General features: G+C 66.6%; 1 protein-coding gene (only partly in view). It reads left to right on the top strand.

Translation table 11 applies throughout. The annotated features are described in order from the left end of the window. Positions 1 to 43: 43 nt before the first annotated feature. Positions 44 to 22408, top strand: partial view of a protein phosphatase 2C domain-containing protein gene (locus tag IEY68_RS05615; protein ID WP_062997165.1) — the 5' portion only. The gene runs 15195 nt beyond the window's last position; only the first 22365 of its 37560 coding nucleotides appear in the window; it begins with the start codon at positions 44 to 46; its stop codon lies beyond the right edge, outside the window.

The raw sequence follows: 22408 nt of genomic DNA, 5'->3' as shown, positions 1-22408 counted from the left end.
GACCCGCCGGAGGGCGTGCGACCGGCTTCCGAGGTCGCCGACTGTGACCAGCGGATCGGAGGAGACATCTGCTACCGAGATACCTCCCTTTGTCAACGCACTGATCTGGGCCATCGCGGGAGATACCTGGCCGGAGGCCAGTTCCGAAAAGCTTTGGTCTATCGCAGACGAACTGCAGGACGAGGTCGATAACGCCGAGGACGCGTATCTCGCCGACCTGGCCGAGTCGAAGCGCCGGACGGCATTGTCGTACAACCACGGCATCGGCGGCGAGAAGATCGTAGAGGCGATCGAGGACCTGGAGTTCTACGGCGCGGACCTGCGCCAGTCCGTTCAAGATCTCGCAAACAGCATCGGCGAGCTCGGCAACGGTGCGTACAAGACCAAGCGTCAGATCGTCATCGCAGCGTCGTGGCTGGCGGGGGAGATCATCTATGCATCTGCTATGGGTCCGGCGGGGGAGGTACTCAAGGCGCAGGCTTGGATGCGGGCGCGGGCTGCTGTCCTTTTTGTAGGCGCGTGGTTCCGCGAGGGCATCGAGAAGCTCGGCATGTTGATTGCGAGAAATGCTCTTGCACACGGTCTTCCGAAGCTGGCCCGGACCGCCGTTGTCATCGGGGACTACGGTTTCGAGGTTTTCCAGGAAGCCATCGAGGAGCTGGTGCAGGGCTTCGTGGAGGAGGCCGCTGTCCAGTGGTGGATGCTCGACGCGCTGGACGACAGTGGCTACGACTGGGAGGGACGTCAGCGCGGGCTCGACTGGGACGCGATCAAGGTCAACTTGTGGGCGTCACTTGCGGGTGGCGCCGCCGGCGGCTGGATGGGCCGGTTCCTGCACCGGCTCCTGGGCAAGCACGAAATCCTCGGAGCCGACAAGTGGGCGGGGATGTGGCGTGGCGGCATCGTCGGTGCCGGAGCGGGTCTGGCCGGTGGTGTGGCCGGTTCTCTGGTCGCGATCCCGATGTCGGGTGGTTTCACGGTAGCCGCCATCAAGGACAGTGTGGGGGGCCTGGTCAGCAGTATGGTGTCGGCCGCGCCGTCGAGCATGATCTACGGCTACCGCGGTCTGTCGGGATACAGCGGCGAGCAACTGCAGTACCTGAACAAGAGCAAGGGGTGGATGAGCGAAATCGAGGCGGGCCTGGAGGCCGACATCATCGGTATCACGATGCAGGCCGATATAGATGCCAAGTACCCGCCCGGCCCTGAACGTGACGCCGCGGATCGGGCACTGCGCCATGCGATCGGCCTGATCGACAAGACGGTTACCGCGCCCGGCCCGGAGGGCACACCGGAAACATACGGTCGCGGTAACAACGGACCGGTCCAGGACGGGTCGGTGAATCAGCACGCCCGGCTGATGCTGATGGAGGAGTTGCAGAAGAACTTCGACGGCCGCGGGGACGGTGGAACTTCGCTGGACGGACTGTCACCGAATCCGGACAAGGCGGCGGGCGTTGCACAGGCGGAGGCGGCGAAGGTCAGCGAGCGGTTGCACAGTCGGGTCGACAAGCATTTCGAGGGCAACAGTGTGCAGCGCGATGCGGCGCGTGAGTTGATCGCCGCGGCGTTGCCCGGCCTCGAACACACTGCGGACGGCCTTCCTGTCGACCCCAATGAGCGGCTGCGACGGCTGGAGATCCTCGAGGAGACGGTGCTCGAGTGGATAGCGAGCCCACCTGAGCAGGACTGGGCAGACCAATCGACCACGACTTCGGCCGAGGGGACGGAAGCCGCTCCGGTCGAGGTGCTGGTGAACAGCAGCGCCTTCGGTGTCACCGACCACGAGATCGATCGGGTCGTCGGCGAGGCATTGAGCGTGGCCGGCGATCTGCCGGATGGCGTGCAGGTGGGACTGATCCGGCAGGCGATCGAGGATGCGGTGCGGCAGGCTTCGCACCGCGCCGGGACCGGCGTACGACTGACGGCGGCGACAACCCCGTACGGCACGCTGGCAGTAGCGGTCACCGACGCCGTGTCGCGCCGGCAGGAGTTGGAGTTCTCGCTGCCCGAGCAGGTGTCGTCGGGACAGGCGGACGGCGGCGCCGGGGCCCCGAGGGCCGGCGCTGCCGCGGGGGCCGGGCACGGTCGGCCGCCCGGATGGGTCGGGGTGGCCGGTAAGGCGAATGTCGGTACCCCCGCGTTGGACGTCGCGCCGGAGGAGCAGCCGGTCGCCCGAGCCCCGGCGGTTCCGGCCTCGAAAGTGGCCGGGGTGACCGAAACCGACGTGTCCGCGGAGGGACTCGCCACGTACCTCGCAGAGAACATGTCGTGGATGGTGCAAGCCGCGACGTTGGTCGGACAGCAGAAGCGGCAGCAACAGCCGACCGGAAGTCTCGCTCCGATCGGCGGCCCGTACGGGGTGTACGAGGTCACCGATCGCGCGGATCTCCAGGACGATGCGGACGGCTCTCCAGTAGAGGGGCTGGTGTCCTTCGGCGTCACGGCCGCGGACGGCGCGGTGGATTCCGCTTCGACCCTGGTCGAACAGGCCGCCGACTCCGTGCTGGGCGACTGGCCGGAAGAGAGGCGTGCCGCGGCGAAGGCCGCACTTGTGGAGACACTGCGGGAGGCCGCGCGCCGCTCCCGGGGCGCGGCGCGGATCGAAGTCGAACTGATCGGCGACCTATTGCGGGCGCACGTTTTCGACGACAGTAAGGCATCCTCCGATGCGCCTGATGTGACAGCGGTGCGTGGCGCGCTATCCGGCGCCGAATCGAACGGCCCGACCGACAGCGCCGAGCAGCAGTGGCGTAACCGGCAGTGGCTGGAGATCCCGGCGCACAGTACGGCCATCGATCCGAACGCCGTAGCACAGGTTTTGCATGCGGCGTTGCGAACTGGCGTCGATGATCCGGAAACTCTGGCGGACAAAAGTATTCCCGAGCTCGCTGCCATCGCGCGCGCCGAGCACGAGAAGTCGCGGCAGGACGAGCGGGACGCGCGGGTACAGGCAGGCCGGGCCGATCAGGCGCGGAACAAGGCAGAGGCTGATCTCATCCGTTTATCGACGGCGCCGCTGATCCCGGGCACATCGTCCGAGGCTGGAGTTCGTGCCGCGAGCGATGGGAATGCTGCGGCTTCGGCAGCCGCCGGCGCCGCCGCGGCGACGGAGAGTATCCCCGCAGCCGGGGACGACGTTATGTCCGTGCCGGAAGTGCCCGACTCCGTCGGTGAGATACGGCTGGACATCGACTCCCCCGATTCCCTCGGGGATCTCGGCCGCGCACTTTCCGCGGTGCGGGCCGCCCTGTCGAAATGGCCGCAGCGCAGACGGGACCATGCCTTGGGCGCCCTGACGGCGGCCATCAACGACGCCCGTGCGCGCACCGACGGACCGGTCCGGGTCGGGATTCGCATACCGTCGAGAGCGGGCGGCGGTATGCCGCCGATGCAGGTCGACATCTTCGACACAGGTGAGATACCCGGGCCCTACACTGCGCCGGCCGGTGTCCTCGCCAATGCATCGTCGGTGCGGATGAGTCATCAACCGGGCTCACCATGGCGTAACTGGTTGACTTTCGAGATCACTGCCGACGGGCCGCAGGCCGACGATTCCGGGAAAGTGCCCTCCTACGCTGCGGGGCTGGAAGAGAAGTTCCGCGCGAACGAACCGGGGAACTACACCCTCGCCGCTCGTGCGCAGTCCGACATGACCGATCTCCCGCGGGACTTCGCTCCCGTAGGTCCCCGGCCTCCTGTCGAATTCGACCACACCCAAGGCGAACCGGCTACACAGATTGAGTGGGACGCCGACGGCCCGGAAATCGCGACGAACGATGCCGAGATCGACGAAGCCATCGTCTCGGTGGGCGGGTTACCGCCCGAGGTGGGCCGGCGGCTGGCCGCGGTCGCACGGAATGCGTTGGAACACAACGTTGCCAGCGTGGCCATCGGACGCACGCGTGCCGGCTCGGTATTGCTGAGGGTGCCCGACGGCGAGGCGACCGCCTGCGAAGTCCTGGTGTCCGGCACCACTGTCACCGCGATATGGAATGTGCAGCAAGGCAGTACGGGACAGTTCATCACACTGCTCGAGCAGGCCGAGGAATTGGGCAGCGATATCGAGGAGGACCTCGAGCAGCCTTACACATACCTAGACGGGCGCAGCCTGAACGTGCGGTTGACCATGCGACTGCCGCTGGGCTCCGAGCCGCTGTCGGTGCGGTGGCGGCTGAGCGGTCTCGACGCAGGAAGGACCCCGGACCTTCCCGAATGGTTGGACGCCGCTGAGAGCCCAGGGCCCGCCACCGCGGATCGGACGCCCCCGGACGGTTCCGCGTTGCCCGTCCGCCCGGCGCTCGTGGCCGAAACGTCGGTCGTGTCCGATCGTTCGGCCGGATCGGCACTGAAGGCGACTTCGGCACTGCCCGGGCTCGCATTCGAAGAGCACGACGGAAATGCGATAACACCTGCGGCTGTCGGGCTGCAGGTCGAGGGAGTCGTTCAGAACTTGCTCGACCTGACCGATTTCGAGCTGGAACCGGGACTTGTGCCCCGCCTGCTCGACCAGGAAAGCCGTGACGAGGCGCGCACCGCGCTGGCCACGAAGCTGGAAACCGCGAGCACGGCTGACCAGGAGCAGGTTTCGAAAGGGAGAGCTCGCCTGAATGCACTTCTGCAACTCTTCGACGAGGCGAGCGAGGATACCCGGAAGCATGCGAAAGGCCAGTGGCGCGTCGGACGTGTCGTACCGACTCCCGCAACAGGCGCTGCGGTCGCGGACCTGCGGCCGGATCAGCCGGCCGAGCCCTCCGCACCCGCCGCGACACAATCCCTGCCCGATGCAGAATCAACGGTTACGGCCCACCCCGCACTCGTGGCCGTCGATGCCGCCTCGGACCACCTTCGGGATGTGATTGCGGAGCAGCATCCGGAATGGGTCGATACGCATTTCGAGACGTGGACGATGCCGGGGTCGATGGCGGAGAAGCTCCACGCGCTCTCGGTTGCATCCGAATCCGGCGCGCCCGGCGACTACGACACCGACTACCGGAATCGACTGTGCGAGGCGGTGCGCGGGTACCACAGGGCGGTTGCGGCAGCGCGGGTCCGACGGGATTCCCCGGACAACACCGGAATCGTCGCCGTCGCCGATGCGAAAGGTTCTCAGCCGCTCAATCAGGTCGGAGTCTGGGCAGGCATCGTCGACCGTGACGGCGCGCCGGTGCGGATCATGATCGCCGCGGGTGGGGACGGTACAGAATCACATCTGGCTTCCCAGGTGGCCACTGCTGTGGCAAGCGAATACCTGCGGCAGGCGGTGGCAGGCAGCCGGGCGGAAAGCTTCGACGCCGAGGCGGCCATCCGGACAGCGGTCGAGAGAGCACATCGAGCCGTATCGGAACTGGGGTGGTTGTTCCCGGAGGATCAAGACAGTCTGCCGCTGAGCACGATTGCCGTAACGGTGGTCGAACCGGGCCGGGTGACCGCGGGCTCGGTCGGCGGTAGTCGAGTGCGCCGCCTGGACCTCGGGACCGGTGAGGTGCATGAGCACGACTTCGTCCCGTTGTATTTCGAGGGGAACCGGCTGAAGAGGGCGATCTTGGGGAAGGCTGTTCCCGCGACACCCTTCGTCGCGACCTGGCCCGACCCCGCGAACCCGTCCGAACCGCTGGGCGAATCGCTGATCTGGGTGACGGCCGGGGGATTCGACCTGAGCGACGTGCGAACCATCGCCGCGGGCTACCGCGAGTACGGCCATGACATGAGCAAACTCGTCACCGTTCTGATGGACAAGGCGCGGTTGGTCGCCGAAGGGAATATCGGTCTCGGGTTCACCCACTACACGCCGGGCACAGCGAGCGCGGCGCCGGGCAACAGGGGGGAGAAGTCCAGCGGAGCTGCGGGCACGGTCGAAAGTGGCCGGCGAGCATCCGCGGCACCCGAGACCGGACCATCGGCGGCAGAGCGGGAAAGCAGTCAGCGGCGGACACGCTGGTGGGGCTCGTTCGGGATGAACTCGATCTCCGATTCCGTGCTCGGGTTCCGGAATGGACTGCTGAGGCTGGTATTGGGGCCGCCGATCACCGCTTCTGCCGCATCGAGACCCACTGCAGACGATGACGGCACAGCCGACTATCCGGACAATGCCGAGTCCGCCACCGAAGGGGCGGCCGACGCAAGCCTTGAGGGTGTCCCGGCCGGGCACGCCGGTTTCGACCCGCTCGGCGAACCCGACACGCGATACACGCAGGGCGGCGGGCTCGTAGAGCCGGAGACACCCGGTCCGGCTGCGGACGATGACCAGGTGGTGGGGAATGGCGCCGCTCGGCAGTGGAAAAGGCCCGACCCGGAAGGGAACACCGACGGCTCCGGGACCGGAACGGACCACTCGGCGCACCCAGGCGGGGCCGAGACCGGCGCCGAGCCCGACCCGGACGGCGGATCCTCCGGGGCCGTGCGCGCGAGACTGCTGGCCTTCCTGATCGACGAGCTGGCCGCCGCCGACGCCGTCGGTAATACGTCGTACGCAGGTGTTGTCCGGGACCGGATCGAGGATATGGTCCCGCAGCGGATGCCGGCCGGTGATCCCACGGACGTCCTGCCGCAAATGTATGCGGATACCCAGGTGCGGCTGGACAACGCCGACGGCGAGAACGACCGCGGGCTCGCGGCCGCGGAACTGGAGTTCCTGGAGGAGTTGCTCGAGCAGTCGCGGCCGCCTGCGGACTACGCGCAGGTCCCGGGAGAGCGCATCGACGAGGCACTGCGGAAGGCGATGTGGGAGCGCGACGCCTGGTACGCCGAGGCGCTGTGGCGAGCGCAGCAGGCGGGTATGGACCTGCTGGCCGTTCGAGAGGAGTTGCGCGCGGGCGAATTCACCGACCGGTTCCTCCGCGGGCGCGCCTTCGCCGATGAGTTCTCCGAGTTCCTCGCCGATGTTGATCCGCATGCGCCGATCCAACAGGCTGCGGCGGAATACGAGCAGGCTCGATTGGAGGTGGCGCGGCTGGAGGGGTGGCGTTCGGCTTTGCGCGGTATCGGCACAGTTCCGCGCCCGGTGCTGCCCGATCGGATCCCCGATCAGGTGGCGGCGCGGGAACGAGCGCGGACACTACTGACGTTCCTGGGTGCCGGGTTCCCGGTGGACCTGGCGGCCGCGTGGCCGTCGTCGAGTGCAGACGAACGCTGGACGCTCATCGAGGGGATACCGGACCAGATCGGGTCGCTCGAAGGGATCCCGGCACGGTGGCGCAACCGCGCCAACCGGCTGGTGCTTGCCCGGGCGGACGCGTATTTCAGGACGCTCGCCCAGGACGGGCAGCTGTCACCATCCCAGGAAAGGGCGCACGCCTGGATCCTCGAGCAGATTGCGGCGCTGGAGTCGGCCGCCCGGTTCGCCGCCGCTCTGCCCGGTCACCCGCCGGTGCACCTGCTGTCGCTGAGCCCTAGCGGGGTGATGATCGCCATCGGCGATATCGACACCGCAGAGGTGGTGAAGGCGCACCTGCTGCCCGCCGATATCGACCTGGAGATCGCCGCCACCTACGCAGCGGACGGCTTCGAGGATGCCGTGCACAACGTCTCGAACCCGACCACTGCCTCGGTAGCGCGGTTCGGGCCGGTCGAGTCGATGGCGTACGACCTCGACGGGCTGCTGGCGACCCCCGCCCGGCTCACCCGGATGCTCCCCCCGGGGCAGAGTGAGAGTGACGGCCTGCCGCATCGGCAGCTGGTCCGGCATCCGGACGTGGACCTCTACACCGTGGCGCAGGTGCTCGAGATCGAGACTCGGTCGGTATTCGCCGACGGCGCCGAGCGGTCCATCGCCGAACCCGTGGATCGGCGCACCCGCGAGCTGCCCCGGCGTACGAGCCCGGTGCTCGACGACCCGGTGCGCCGGCGATTGCTGGAGGGCGATCCCCCCAACTGTGCCCACCATGTCGCCACCGATATCCAACGGTGGCGGGCGTCGCTTCCGCATCCGCCCACCGGCTCGCAGGAGATCATCCTCACTGCTTTCCCGCGCGGGACCGGCGCCGACGAATACATCGTGATGCTGGATGCGGGCTGGTATCCCGGCGGAATCGAAGGTGATGCCGAGCGCACCCCGTGGGACAAGATCGCCGACGAACTGAAAGCGCTGGGTCCGGGTGCCCGCGCGGTAGTCGTCGACGAGTACCCCTCCGGCTCGCACACCTACGAACTGATCTACGAGGGGGTCGTGGACGGTGCGGACGTGTTCACCATTCGCGACTGGCCCTACGACGAACCGGTCGAACGCGATCCACTGCAGCGCCCCGATTCGACGCCGACCGAGCGCCGCTACGTGCCCGGGCGGCAAGACCCGGCCGTGACCGGCGTCTACGCCGCATTGGTGCGTCCCGACGGATCGGCCGTGGATTCGGTGGCTCGCCATGCCGTTCCGGATGTGGACGCGCCGACGACGCCGATCGACGGACCGGTCGGCGAACCCGATGGTCCGGACGAGACGAGGCAGCGCGAGAACCTCGCCCGGAACCTGGAATTCGGCGGTCAGGTGTACGAGCTCCGCACGGAAGACGGTCTGGTTGTCGCGATGCAGGTGGGGGAGCAGTTCCCCGGCGGAGTGACGGTCGGTGGCCGGCGCTACCCGCCCTCGGCGTGGGTCGTCGCCCCGGCGGAGCCGACCTCGGACGGCGGCGCGGTCCTGATCGCCGGTGCGGCAGCTGTCATCGATGCGATCGACTTCGAGATCGACCACGGCGAACGCCGCACCGATCTGACAGTAGAGCTGCCGCAGGAGGAGCTCGCCGGAGACGAAAGTGGTGCCTCGACGGGCGACGCCGAGCAGTCACCATCGCCTTTCCCGGACTCCGGCGAGATGAACACCGCCGAGCTCGCGATCCACACGGCGGCGCGGATGTTGGACGAGTCGGCCGGTGCTGCGGTGCCCGCCGAGGAAGCATTGCGTCTGGCCGGGGTCTGGCTCGAACTGCCGGCGGATATCGACTCTCGCGCTGCGGAGCGAATCGAATACGCGATCGATGCGCTCGGCCGACTGTTGGACCGGCAGCGTGCACTCGGTGCGGTGAGTGTCGAGACAGCCCGGCTCACCGAGGAATTCGCAGGTCAGCTGAACCGGCTGGCCGAGGAACTGGATCGCGGCGACCTCCGCCGCGACGTCGCGGTGGTGGTGGCCGGGCATCGGGCTCGGCTCGCCGAACACGGAGTGGTCCATCTGTCACGGGACGACCGGGCCGCCGAACAGCGGGTCGCCGACGCAGTCATCGACGCCGGGTTCGACGGTGAAACGGCGTGGGTGCAGTCGATGCTGGGTCGCGCGGTGGATCTCGTCGGCGGCGGCTGGGTTTCGGTCGTCGATTGGGCGGGCAGTCTGCGGGTGCGCTTGCACGATGGTGCCGGTGAGGCGTGGCTGACCCTCGAGGCAGGCCCCGACCGGCATCGCGTGGACGTACGCGGCGGACGCGATGATGTGCTGAGAACGGACTTCGCGCACGCTGCGCAGCTGCTGCTCGCAGACACGCGACTCACCCGCGATGAGGCGCAGCAAGCTCAGGGCATCGTGGCGCGGCGGATGCACCGCGCCGGTGCGGACGCCCCGGGAACTATCCGGATGGAGGTGACCGGCGCCCGGCTCGTCTTCAGCGACCCGATCGGCGTCCGCTACGGCGATTTCGCGCTGGGCACGCTGATTGCCGGTATGGAAACCCGAGACGCCGACACGGCATCGTCGTCACCTGTCGATCCGGACGGACACCACGGGGAGGAACACCCGTCCCAGGACCAGCCGAGTTCGATAACGGAGGAACCCTCGTTCGAACATGTCGAGTCCGGGCTTCGTTCCAGCGATAGTGAAGCCGGAAACGGAGGTGGGCGGCGTCGTCCGCCGGTCGACTCACCGGAGTACATCGGGTTGACGGCCGCGGCCGCGGCGACCGGCGCTGATATGAATGTACTGCTGCAATCCCGAGCGCAGGCCCGGGCGGCGGCGGATACGGCGGTCTTGGACGGGCACGATCCGGCAGGGCGGTTGTCTGCGGCGGTAACGGCGTATTGGGATGCGGTGGCTGCTCTCGAACGGCGCCGATGGGTCGAGTCCTGCCTCGCCCGAGGTGCTTTCGCGGTAGTCGTTCGGGACCGTACGGTCGAGTTGGGGCGCGCGGATCTCGAGAATGCCGGCGGACCGGCGCTGGCCGGCCTGCTGCGTGGATGGCTGGAACAGCGCGGCGTGGACGGGGAGGTGGTCGACGCCCTGGTGGGCGTTGTGGTGACTACGCTGGACTGCCCGGAAGCCCGGATCACGGTTCAGCAGAACCCGGCCGGGCAGCTCTGGGTGGCGGTCCGGTATCCCGGGGGCGGTATCCGCCAGTCCGGGATGGATCTCGATATCCAGGGTCGCACATGGCTCGGTACCTGGCGTATCCCGAGAAACGCACAGGTGCAAGCCGGGGTGGCGCGCGAGCAGCTGGCCCGTTTTCTCGCGCCGCCAGGCCACGAGGACCACGTGGCAGGCGCATTCGATGACGCACGTCCGGTCACCGATTCACCTTTGATGATCACGGGTCGGGGGCATATCGCAACCATCGATTTCGCGGTGATCGTCACGCCATCCGAACCGCGGCCGCTGGCGGCGGCGGATGTGGCAGCGACATATGGCCTGATCGATGGCACATCGGAGGTGAACAGGGTCGCCCTGTTCGATTTCCGGCGGGCGCTGAGAGATATCGACCGCGTCGACGACGCGGAATTGAGCGCCGCCCAGGCGGAGGCGTTCGCAGCGGTCCTCGCCTACCTGTGCGCCTCGGGTGTGGCCGAAATATCCGGTATCGACACCGAACTCGAACGCATCGTCGAGGAATTCAGCCGCATCATCGGTCCCTGGAATGCGGCCGCGGCAGCCCGGATCGGCGATCTGCTGCGCAGGCATCGAGGAATCGTGGTGGCCCGTGGTGACGACCTTTTCGTGCACCGGACCAACGACGGGGTTCTGATCGCAAGATCCGTGGCCGCGGCAGAACAGGACGGGCCGCTGGACACCATGCTGCGTGAGCGCGGTGTCGACGACTGGCGACGGGAGCGGCTGCTGGCCGCCACCCGCGTCGCCCTCACCGCGCACGGCGGCCAGGCACAGGTCGACCCCGGCAACCTGTCTGTCTCTGTTGTCGAGACCGACTGGAACCACCGCCTCGGCGACCGCAAATGGATGCAGGCCCGGTTCGGTACCAGCGGATCCGATACGGTCTCCTGGTCGCCGCGGTGGACCGACGACGACCCGATCGGGGCATCGGATCGGTTGCTGCGCGATGTGGCATCGGCGGGTCTGCCGCCGGACGTGATCGACGCGGCCCGGGCCGATCTGGCGCTGGAGCTGGAACGTCGGCGCCGGGCGGGCGGGGACAGCGCGGCCGTGCGGGTGAACCGGAACTTCGACGGCTTCAGCGTTACGGTGGGGAACCGCACGCGGTCCTATCTGTCGACTGCGCACGAGACCCGGATCCGGGTGACCATAGACGGTGAACCGAGTTGGGAAGCGGACCTCTCGGCGGAGGCGCTGAGCCTCGCCGATTGCGCGCAGTTCACCATCGGCCAGGCAAACAAGCGCCTGGGCCTGGGGATCCGGATGCCGTGGACGGGCGGTCATCGAGACGGTGTGGACCCGGCGGCGTTGGACGATGTCATGTTCCGGTCGGTGGCTTCGCGTGCGAAGGTGGCCGACACGTTGCGGACAAGCGCCACCCCCTCGACCGTCATGCTGGCCGAGCAGTACCGCGACCGCGACGCCCGGTCCGACGACGCCGACGGTCATCTGATCCTGCTCACCAACGACGTCGGAGTCGTGCTCGCGGGCCTCGCGGAACAGGGCGCTTCGGCAGCCGAACTCGCTCGGGCGCGTGGCCGGTTCGCTGCCGCCGACAACGTGTGGATGTACGACCCGGCCCAGCGCCGATGGCGTCCCTACGACCCCGCCGACGCCCCGAACCCCGATGATATCGAAACCGGCATCGCCGCCTGGGATACCGACCTCCGGTCGATGGACTTCCCCGGCGCCGGCACGGAAATGGTGCTGCGCACCCGCCTCGGCCGTGAACAGCACGATGCGCCGGCGAATCCGGCCGCGGCGGAACGCGGCGAAACCGAGCATGCCGAGCAGATCAGGTTCGACGAATTCGTAGGTAAGGTGGTCGGCGCGTACAAATCGGCGGAGAAGCGCGCCGATGGTGATCCGGTGCTGCGGGATATGCGCACCGCATCGCGGGCGGCATGGAACCGTGCCACGGGGATGCTCGGACCGCAGCAGAGCGCGGTGGTCGGTGCCGTGTGGCGGGGTGGTGCCCTGCCCACCGCGGACACCCCGAAGATGCTGTGGGAGGCGGCGGCCAGGCAGTTGGCCGCGGTGCTGTCCCGCGGCCGGCCACGGGCGGTACGCGGCCTTCACGAGGAAGCGGTGTGGGACGCTGTCGAGGCGCATCGGCGCCAGGTGCGTTCGGCAGTGGAGCGACTGCGGCGACGTGCGGAGTCGGATTTCGCCCGGCGCCGATTCCTGGAGGGCGAATCGCCGGCCGAGATCGCCGCCGCCATGGAACGCCCGATCCAGGAGATCGACGAGCTGTCGAGGAATACCGTCGCTGATCTGTATGGGCTGTTCCCACCAGAACTTCGAACCGTATCGTCGGACACCCGGTCGCGACGCCTCTCTTCCCAGTCGTGGCGCGTCCCACCTCCGATACAAGCGGCGGATGCGGACGACGGTCCGGACGGCCGGACGCCCCGTGCCCGTGGAGAGGGCTCCGAGCAGCAGGAGACGGTAGATGTCGTGTACCTCGGCGACACGCCCAGCGTGTTGCCCCCGGCGGCGGCGCGAGGCCGCATCGGGGTCGAGGTGGAGGCATTGCTCACGAGCTTCGTGTTGTCGGTTGCGGATGGCGATCGCGGCAAGGTCGGCGTGGTGCGACTGGACCACGGGTGGAGAGGCGACGAGCCGCTGTGGGCGGTCACGGTCGAGTGCGACGGCGTGCCCGAGAATGTGGCATATATCGGGAGAGGCTGGTTCGAGGTCGACTGGTCGGGCTGGAGGAGTGACTCCGGCCGGCGGGATCGTCTGGATGCGCACTGGAAAGCGCTGACGGGGGAACCACCGCTCGGTACCGGACCGAACCATCCGGCGCTGAAAGATCTGAAGGCTCGGCTCAACATGGGGCGGCCGGTCCGGACGCGGGTCCGATTGGAATGGCACCAGAAGAGGCCTCGGCTCTTTGTCGCCAATATCGTCGAGCCACGTCCCTTCGATACCGCGACACGGCGGTTCGAAATTCGGATGCCGCGGTTCGCCCCCGCCGCTTCGGATCCGAGGCAATCCGATGACACCGGGACGCCGCGTGACCCGAACCCCCATCCGGAAAGCCCCGAGCCGAGCGGTTCCGGCGAAGCGATACGGCGAGTGCTGGGTTTCGAACGCATGCGCCCTCGCAAGCCGAAAGGGCGGTCGGGTGCGCATCCGAGTGGCAGGCGAGAACACCCCGCAGAGGACGGAACCGGTCTGCACCCCGATGACCTTGCCACCGGCCCCGGCCGCGCGGAGCCGGGTGCGGAAAGCCCGGTGAGCGGCGCCGTGGCTGCCGAGGCGGAATTGCGTCGGATCGCGGAGTTGGTGGGGGCCCGGGCGGAGACGCTGATGGATCCGCAGCAGGCGTCGCAGTATCTGGAAACGGTCACGACGGAGGAGTATCACCGCTACTTGCCGGAAGAGCGTCGCGATCGATTCGACCGGATCCGCGAGGAGCACGGGGATCCGTATGAGCGACTCGGGCCGGCCGTACACCGGTATCACGAGGTGGTGGGAAGCTCGTTGACGGCGAGCGAGGGTGCGGTGACACAGGAGGCCGACGACGATCACGACGACGTCGAGATTCTCCTTCCCGGGCAGGGAACCGATACGCCGGCCGGCTCCGGGGCCAAGTACCCCGCGATGGACGAAACCGCTGGTGTGGTGACGATCGGAGATATCTCGGAGGGGACGCCGAAAAAGATCGTCGGCCCTGACCCGTCGGGCGTCTCCGGGGATCTGCTCGGTGATACCGGGGCGAGCGGCGCGGATACCGAGTGGGGCACTGGTGGAGCCGAGCAGATAGAGCTCGACCCCGATAAAGAGGATCCCGGCAACCCGGGAATTGCCGGACTTGCGGGAACGTCGGCGAACGGTGCAGCCGGTGACGGCCGGACCCGGCGGGAAGTCCTCGGCAAGGCCGCGAAGGTGGCCGGCGGGGTGGGCGCGGTCGCGGGGTTCGCTTACTGGGGCGAGAGGTACGACGATACCGACGCCGACTTGCGCAATACTCCGGACGACCAGTTCGGCGAGCACCGGAAACCTGTGGTGACCGGATTGGGGGAGGATGTCGACGAACTGCTGAACCGTTCGGCGACGGCGTGGGAGCTGGTTACCGCGCTGCAGGCCGACGCCGTCCGGGACAGCCATGGGACTTCGTTTCATGAGGCGTGGGGGATCGGATACGGCGACCGTAGCGAGCTGGTGGCCGAGCTGGACAGAACCCGTACGCTCGTCATCGCTGCGGATCTGCGTGGTGAACCCGAGGTCGTGGTGCAGGAGCTGGCAGTTCTGGCCACTCGTGCCTGGATGAAGTCGTCCGAATACCGATCGGTGCAACTACCTCCGGGGCCGCAGCCGCCGTCGGCCGGGATGACTTTCGATGTGTGGCTCGAGCGGGAGCTGAGCAGACGGTTCGAACCTGCGTCCGTGGAAATCGTGAACGCCGAACTGGTGCGGCTGCAGATCCGCAGTGCCGAAGGCGATGTCGAGATCGGTTCGTACACCGAGCGAAAATTCGGAGTCGCCGACGCGTTCGGAGAGGAAGCCGCCGCAGCCGGTCTCCAATCGGGAATGCTGAGCCTGGAACAGGCCGCCGGCCGGGTGTTGGACCGGATGCTCGAGCAGCGCGAGATGGAGTGGATGGCCACCGCGATCGCCGAACTCGAACAGTGGTGGTCCGAATACGACCCATCCGACCTGCCCGAACAAGAAACATCTGCGGGGAGCGGAGGCGACCCACCGGATGGGAGCCCGCCCGGCGGGAACAGCCTGCCCACATCGGAATCGGCCGAACCTGAGATGACCTCTCCTGACATCGGTGGATCCGGGCGTCGGCACCGCAAGGGCTGGTGGGGCTTCCACTGGGCGAGCCCGGCCTTACCCTACGGCCTCGAGTTCCGGAACTGGGCGCTGAAACAGATATTGCCGACGCTCACGGCGTACGCTGCCATGCCGCCCGAAGATGACGCCACCGGCCAGTACTCACATCCGTTCGACTCGGCGGCAACCTCGGATGCGGATGCAACGCCAATACCCGGTCGCAGTCCGTCCTCGGCAGCTGGCTATCCCTCCGCGGGTGAGGCAGGTCTGCAGGTCTCGATGACGTCCGATGAGCCGGCCGAGGATGAAATGCCGGCATCACACATGTTCTCCGATGGGCGACAGCGATTGGAACTGCCCGTAGTGGCCGGCACCGCGGACAACCCAGCCGAACTCGGCACAGCCATTGAACGCAGAGTTGAGTCCTTGACGGGCTGGTGGGAGAGGACTGCCATCGAACCGGGCCTCCGCGCCGCCGTTGAGGAATCCGTCGTCCGACTGCTGCGGCGCGGTTTCGGTGTCGTGGTGGAGTCGACCGGGCCAGGGCTCGAGCAGGTGGCGGTGTCGGGTGTCGATCGGTTCGGATTGACGAGAACAACTGCCACATTCGACGCCTCCGGCCGCAAACACCTGGACGTCGCAGTGCGCGCTTCGGCTCGGCAGCTGGATTGTGGTCTGGTGTACGAGCAGCTTCGAGGTCTGGTTCACGACAAATCTACCGAACAAGAATCCACTGTTCGGCAGCTGATGTCGACAGTATTGGAAGTATTGGCACGGGACGGGGGAATGGGATCGGTATCCGTCGACTTCGACGGAGAGCGACTGACCGCGGCGGTTACGGTCGGAATTCCCGGCGGGGCGCTGTGGTCATGCGACAACAGCGCCCTCACGACGATGCGAACGCTGGCCGATGAAGCACAGTGGCAAGAGACTTACAAGGGATCGGATCGCTACGGCGGGACCTACGAATTCACGCTGAACTTAGGCGAACCGGCAAATCCGGCGGACACCGGCACGAACGGGCCGGTCGACGACGGGCCGGCCGAACCCGAGTCGGTACGGGATGTTCGTCGACGTATCAGGACGTCGATGGCCGGATGGTCGACAGCGGATGAATGCCTTCTGGTCGAACAGATGGTTGGTGGGGAGTTCGGCCGAACCCTGTCGGAGAACGACATCGCCTCGATATCGGTTGATCCGATCGGCTCGCCTTATGTCCCGGGGATTACCGCGCGGGCTTCGTGGGCGGGGGCAGGATGGTCCATTTCATGGTGGGCGGACGGTGCTGCCGAATACGTGGTGTTCGCAGGAGGCAGACGGTTGCTCGAATTCCGTGTCGACGAAAACGGAGTACTCACCAACGAGATTCACGGGCGCGACGCTGAAGACGGTGAGCTGGACACCGCCGCGCTGGAGCGCATGTGGTCGCGGATGTGGAAGATTCTCGGCAGTCGTGTGCGGGTGATAGAGGCCAGATGGATTTTCGACTCGTCCAATATCCTGGAAAGGGTCGAAGAAGTCAATATTGCCGATAGACAAGGAGTTTCGATCGTCGACGGGATCCGATTCCGGACATTGATGGGTGATTTCGCATCCCGGTCTGGCTTCACCGAGCCATCGATCGACATCGAGAGATCCCAATACGAGATCGGCGGCTATCGGGTATTGGTGGCGCGATTCACTCGCGGACTCGTAGCACCGGCCGAAAATGAAGAGATCGGTCCACATTTCGCGAGCGTTCTGATCGATAAACCGTACTGGTGGACGGATAAGAATTGGGAAGAAGGGACCCTGACTCGCAGTGGTAACTGGCCATCAGAGTACGAGCCGCTCCGTGCAGGGTATCGAATCTTCGAGACAGGCGAGGATGCCTTCGAATTCGGTCGGGCAGTATGGGGCCCGACGACGAGACGGCTATCCAATGACGCCGTGATCGGCGGTCTGCTGCCCTATATCCGAGACTTCTACGAGATGGGCATCAATGCAGCGATCGCAGCCGGAGCCGTCGGTCGTGAGCGTATACAACAGGTGGAACATCTCGATGGAATACTCGCCCTGACTCCGACCCCGGAAGCGCTGCGCGTAGGTCGAGATGTCGATACCGAACTGATGAACCTGCTCTCCCTCGCACAATGCGAGGTCGGCGACGTGTACCACCTGCCGGCATACGTGTCGACGAGTCTCGGTCCTTTACGGCAGTGGGGCCCCGATCTCGATGCGGGTGTCGATTGCCGGCTGCATCTCGATGTTCCAGCGGGAACTCCTGCCTTGTTCATCGGCCATGTCGGCGACGGATCGAACAAGTTCGATGCAAATGAGTTGCTTCTCAGGCGCGACCTCGGGATTCGGATTCTGCGGAGAGAGCGGTCAACGGTCACCGGGATCTACGATGGAAACGAGGTGAGTTATACCCGCTACGACATCCACGCTGAAGTTGTCGGTGTCGATCGGCCACCCACAGAGATTGTGGCCTCTGATCATCTGACGGTTGAAGCGCACGGTACGGCGAATTCAGGGAATGGGATCGACCTGGGCACGCTCTCGGATGGGGGGGATCAGGCTGCCGCCTACCCGAACCCCACCGCAGAACTCCCAGCCGGGTTGCTACCGAGCGACCAACCTCCGATGGACTCAGGATCGGCGAAATCGGCTATGCCCGCGCAAGCGCGGGAAGGGCGTCAGGGTGAACTCACCGACGCTTACCGGGTAGTAGCCGAGTCAGGAGATCCGGCGGCGGCGGAGGTTCGGCCGAAGGGCGCGGGGACCGCGTCTACGGCTGCGATCGATCACGCACGCGCCGGCGCAATGATCGCGCTGGTCATTGCCGATTCCGATACGGAACGTCTGGCCATCGCAGGCCCCCAGGCGCTTCCCGCCGACAAGCTGCATACGACCTTGAGAGGTCTCGGCATGGCGGCTGATTGGAGCAAGGAGCAGCGGGCGCTGCTGCGCAGGATCGCTGAGGATCTGGCCGAGCGGTTCGGACCGATCCACGCAGACACCAGCGAGGGGGTCGTATTCAACCAGGGCGGTCCCCGCGAGTGCATTGTGTACAAGATCGACGACGAGACCGGGGTGCTTCGAGAGTTGCGCATCGCGGTCGTCGATCGGCTCGTAGGAAGTGAGCTCTCGATACCAGCGGAACCATTCGATCCGAGCGAATGGAAGGCGCACGTCACTCCGAAATTCGGAACGGACGACCTATCGGAACTGGTATCGGGTTACGGGAGTGTGAGTTACGTCGGTATCGCCGTCGCCTTCGGCGAGGAATGGACCGTATATCCGTTCAGCGCTGAACTCACCGCCGGTCTCGACCTGGATTCGACACGAATGCCGATCGACGAGGAACCGGACAGGCGGCGGGCTGCGGACGCTGACCCCGGGCCCCGCTTCGGCCGGCCTCACGATGATCAGGTGGGGTCGACGGACAGTACTCGGCGGTCGGTGGTCGATCCGGAGATACTCGCCCTTCTTCCCCCCGTCCTGCACGGTCGGTTCGAGACTATTGCGGCGGTTCGGAGTACCGATAGTGCCCGCTTCGATCTTTGGATGTCTTATCTGGCAGCCGAAGCTGCCGAGGGTGAGCGCCTGCCGAGGCGAGTCGGCTACCACTTCGAGCGGCCGGAGTCCGGCGGGGCCCCGGTTCCGGAGGAGGTCAGGGCCTACAACGATGCTCTCAGCACGGCCAAAGAACGGATGAGGACCAGCGTGTCGGCGCCGGAATTTCCGCTGACCCTGGATGCTCTTGCTGCGGCTACGAGAGAGCAGTCGGCGCGCCGCGCCGAGTATGACGCACTGCGGGAACGGTTTCGAGGCAGCGGGTTCAGGCTGGCGGGGAGTTTGGTCGCCGCGTTGTCCGAGGTGGACGCGACACTCAACGCGCCTTTCGGCGACGACCGCGCCGATTTCTACCGCGCCGAGGCTTTCGATGACGATATTTCCGACGACGACGGTTACGACGATGAAGAGGACATCGACGGCGAGTACTACAGCTACGCTATCGAACTGATCGACTACACCGCTCTGCTTCTTCGGTACGCGCCCCATCTCACCGACACAGCGACGCTGGCCCGCGCCGTTGCCGCCATGGCCGCCGATTCCGCCGATGCGATCGGCGACGTGCTTCCGGACTCCGACGATCCGTTCCAGCAAGTGATCGCCTTGCGTGCAGCGGAACTGCGCTGGCAGCAGGCCGAGCGCCACCGTGGGGAAGTACTGCAGGCGCTGAGGTCGATAGCCGCCGGCGGCAACGACTCCGGCGGCAGCCGACCCGGTCCGGAGCAGGACACGGGGCGGCGTAACGACGAAGAGGTTGCTAAATCTGCGGAGCGGCAGGCAATTCGGGCCGGCGTGCGGGGCGACTCTCCCACCGAACGGCTCTCCGCCGCGCACGACCGCCTCACAGAGTTGGCGGCGGTGAACGGGATCACCCTGGCGGAAACCGGTATGTCGGGCGACCGGCGTATCCCGACACTGCTGTGGCTGCGCCGGGAAGCGGAAGCGGCGAACCAGCAGGACCGGGTGGAGGTCGTCGACGCGATGCTGGCCGTCGCTGTCACCATGACACCGGTACTGCAACCTGACGCCGACGGCTCGATGTACAGACAGTGGAACGTGGGTCGCGGTGCTGTCGAGCGATGGAACGAGTTGTGGCTGTGGCTCGGCGAGCTGAAGGACGTGTGGCCCGATCGTGCCGTCACTGTGGCCGAAGAGCGCAGCCGGGACCGGACCGAAACGCATACCAGCCACATTCGCGCGATCGATGACCTGCAATCGTGGCTGGCGACTGTCGCGCACGATCATCCGGACACCGACAGGGATGTATCGGTGCGCATCGCGGGCCGTGTCGGCGCGCGCTCCCTCGTCGCCGAAGTCCGCGGTGAGGGCTGGTCGACGCGGTTGGTGGCCCGCGAGAACGACGAGCCCGGTGATCTGCATCAGGGGTACAGCCGGCGCGAACCTGTCGAATCGGTAGCGGACTGTCCAGGTGGACTCACCGCCACCGACCCGGTACAGCGCTTCAGCGGATCGGATGAGCCGGACACGGACACGGCGGATCTGCAAGCGATTCAGCAGGACATATCCCGGCGGATCCGCGAAGCGATGGCGGGGCAGGCTACTGAGGAACAGATTCGTAGCGTCCGAAACCTCGCCGTCGAGTCGGCGGCTGATGCGGTGCGCGCTATGGGTGGGTCGCCCTCGGTCGAGGTGGAGGACGTCGGCGGTTTCGGGTCGAGCGGCCCGCCTTCTGGACAGGCCCATGGGGTCGACAGCGCCGACCGATGGCCCGAAGCCGCGCTGGCCGGGGATCTGGCCGAGGCCGAGGCCGAGTTGCTGCGTCTGGGAGGGGATCCGGCGCGGTTGACGCTGTCGCGATTCGCGAGCGAGCCCGACCGGACACTGGACTATCTGCGGACCCTGCTGGAATCGAATGCGGCCGACTCGCCGGGGGCCCGACTCGATCCGCAACAGCGATTGCGTGAGGGGGTGCGTCGCTACCTCGCCTTGTCCCTGATGCAGCGAAAGCATCGGCAGATCAGTGAGATCGCGTCGGCGGCCGCCGTAACGGATATCGGCGCCCGCGGGTTCTTCGAGAAGAAGGACAACCAGGATGCCTGCGCAGTCAGGGAGGTGGATACGCCCGGCGGTGCGCGGGTGACGGTCGGCGTGGTGTGCGACGGTGTTTCGAATTCGACCAGCCCACAGGTGGCATCTCAGCTGGCGACCCAGGTTGCGCTGACGAGCGCGGCCGAGTCGATGCAGGCAGGCTCTACCACGGCGGACGAAGCTGTCGAACGCGCGATGGAGAAGGCAGAACAGGTCGTCGGAACGATCAACGAGTTGCTCTATCCGGACCGCGATGATCCTCCGTCCACCACCATCGCGTTGACGGTTGTCGAACCCGGCCGGACGAATGCGGGGTGGCTCGGCGACAGTCGGGTGTATTGGGTACCCGACGTGGGCGAAGCCGTGGAGCTCACCGACGACCACGAGGCGGGGCGAGGCATCGAGCGGTCGATCGGTGGTGGCAACCTTGCAGGTGGTGACGATCACTCCGGTTTCCGGGATTCGAATGGGCCCGGGTATGTGCTGGTGATCAGCGACGGGGCGTCCAAGCATCACGACCGGGAGGCCGCTGCGCTCGACGCGGCGGCGGCGCGCGCCTACACCGCCGATCGGCTGGCGATGATCATTCGGGGGGCCGAAGGCATTCGCGCAGGTGCCGAATCGGTTGTGGACATCGCACTGGAATCCGGCCAGATGGACAATATTTCGGCCGTGGTGATCAGACACGAGTCGGTCGACCCCGATCAGGGAGCGGATCCGGCGTTGTCGGGCGGTTACGTGCCGCGCCCGCCGAGTGTTCGAGAGAGCGACAGCGAACAGTTTTCCGGGGCAAGTGGCGCTGACCGTACAGCCGCACCGGGAACCGAGTCGGCAGAGCGCGATTCGACTGCGGAGATTCCTGGTTGGGATGATCCGGAATCTGTGCTCGAGGAAGGAGTTCCGGGCCCCGATTCGATGGCTTTCCTGGAACCCCCGAACGATATCGCCCACACCGAACTGCATTTCGAGTTGGTGGAAGCCGCGAGCGCAGCGGGTAGACGCCAGTCGTCAGCGCTCCTCCGCCGGAAAAGGTTGCGGGATGCGATGCGGGTGCTGCTGCCTATCGACCGCGCCGCACTCGCCGATGCGCTTCGGGACCTCCGCGACAGTCCGCCGAGCGAGGCGCTCGAGCAGATTCTCCAGCTGAGGGGGCTTCGGCATGTCAGCAGTTCGGAATATCCGATTCTGGTCGACCTGATCAAGGACGATCGTGCCCTGGCAATGGAGGTGGCGTACCACCGGCAACGAGTACTGGAGCTGGAAAGCCTGGCGGGTCGCGTACGGGCGCTGCCGCCGCAATCGGTGGCGCCGGAGTTGTTGTCGGAACTGTTGATCGTGAACAACCGATGCGACGTGGCGGCAGTCCCCCTGTACAACGCTCTTGCGAGTCTGAGTACGTGGGTCGATACGGCGGCATTGCGGCCCGACCGGATCGACACGACGATCGATGAAATCTGCGCTGCCTTCGGCCGCTCCGACGACGCACTCGGCCCGGACCAGCTCACGCAGGCCGAGCTTCGTAGGTTGGCCTTCGACTATCAGCTGGCGAGTACTGTGGCAGAGCTCCAGACCCAGCTTCTGGCGGTAACGTCGAGTCCCGACGCCGAATCCGGGGATTCTGCCGCGGATCCTATCGCCGATGCACGGGCACCGCAGGACCACGACGAGCGCGCGAATGCCCTACTGGACCAGCATCACGACACGCTGGAG

It is taken from the genome of Nocardia jinanensis (genome assembly GCF_014645735.1).
Taxonomy (GTDB): domain Bacteria; phylum Actinomycetota; class Actinomycetes; order Mycobacteriales; family Mycobacteriaceae; genus Nocardia; species Nocardia jinanensis.
This window is presented reverse-complemented; position numbering and strand designations above follow the sequence as displayed.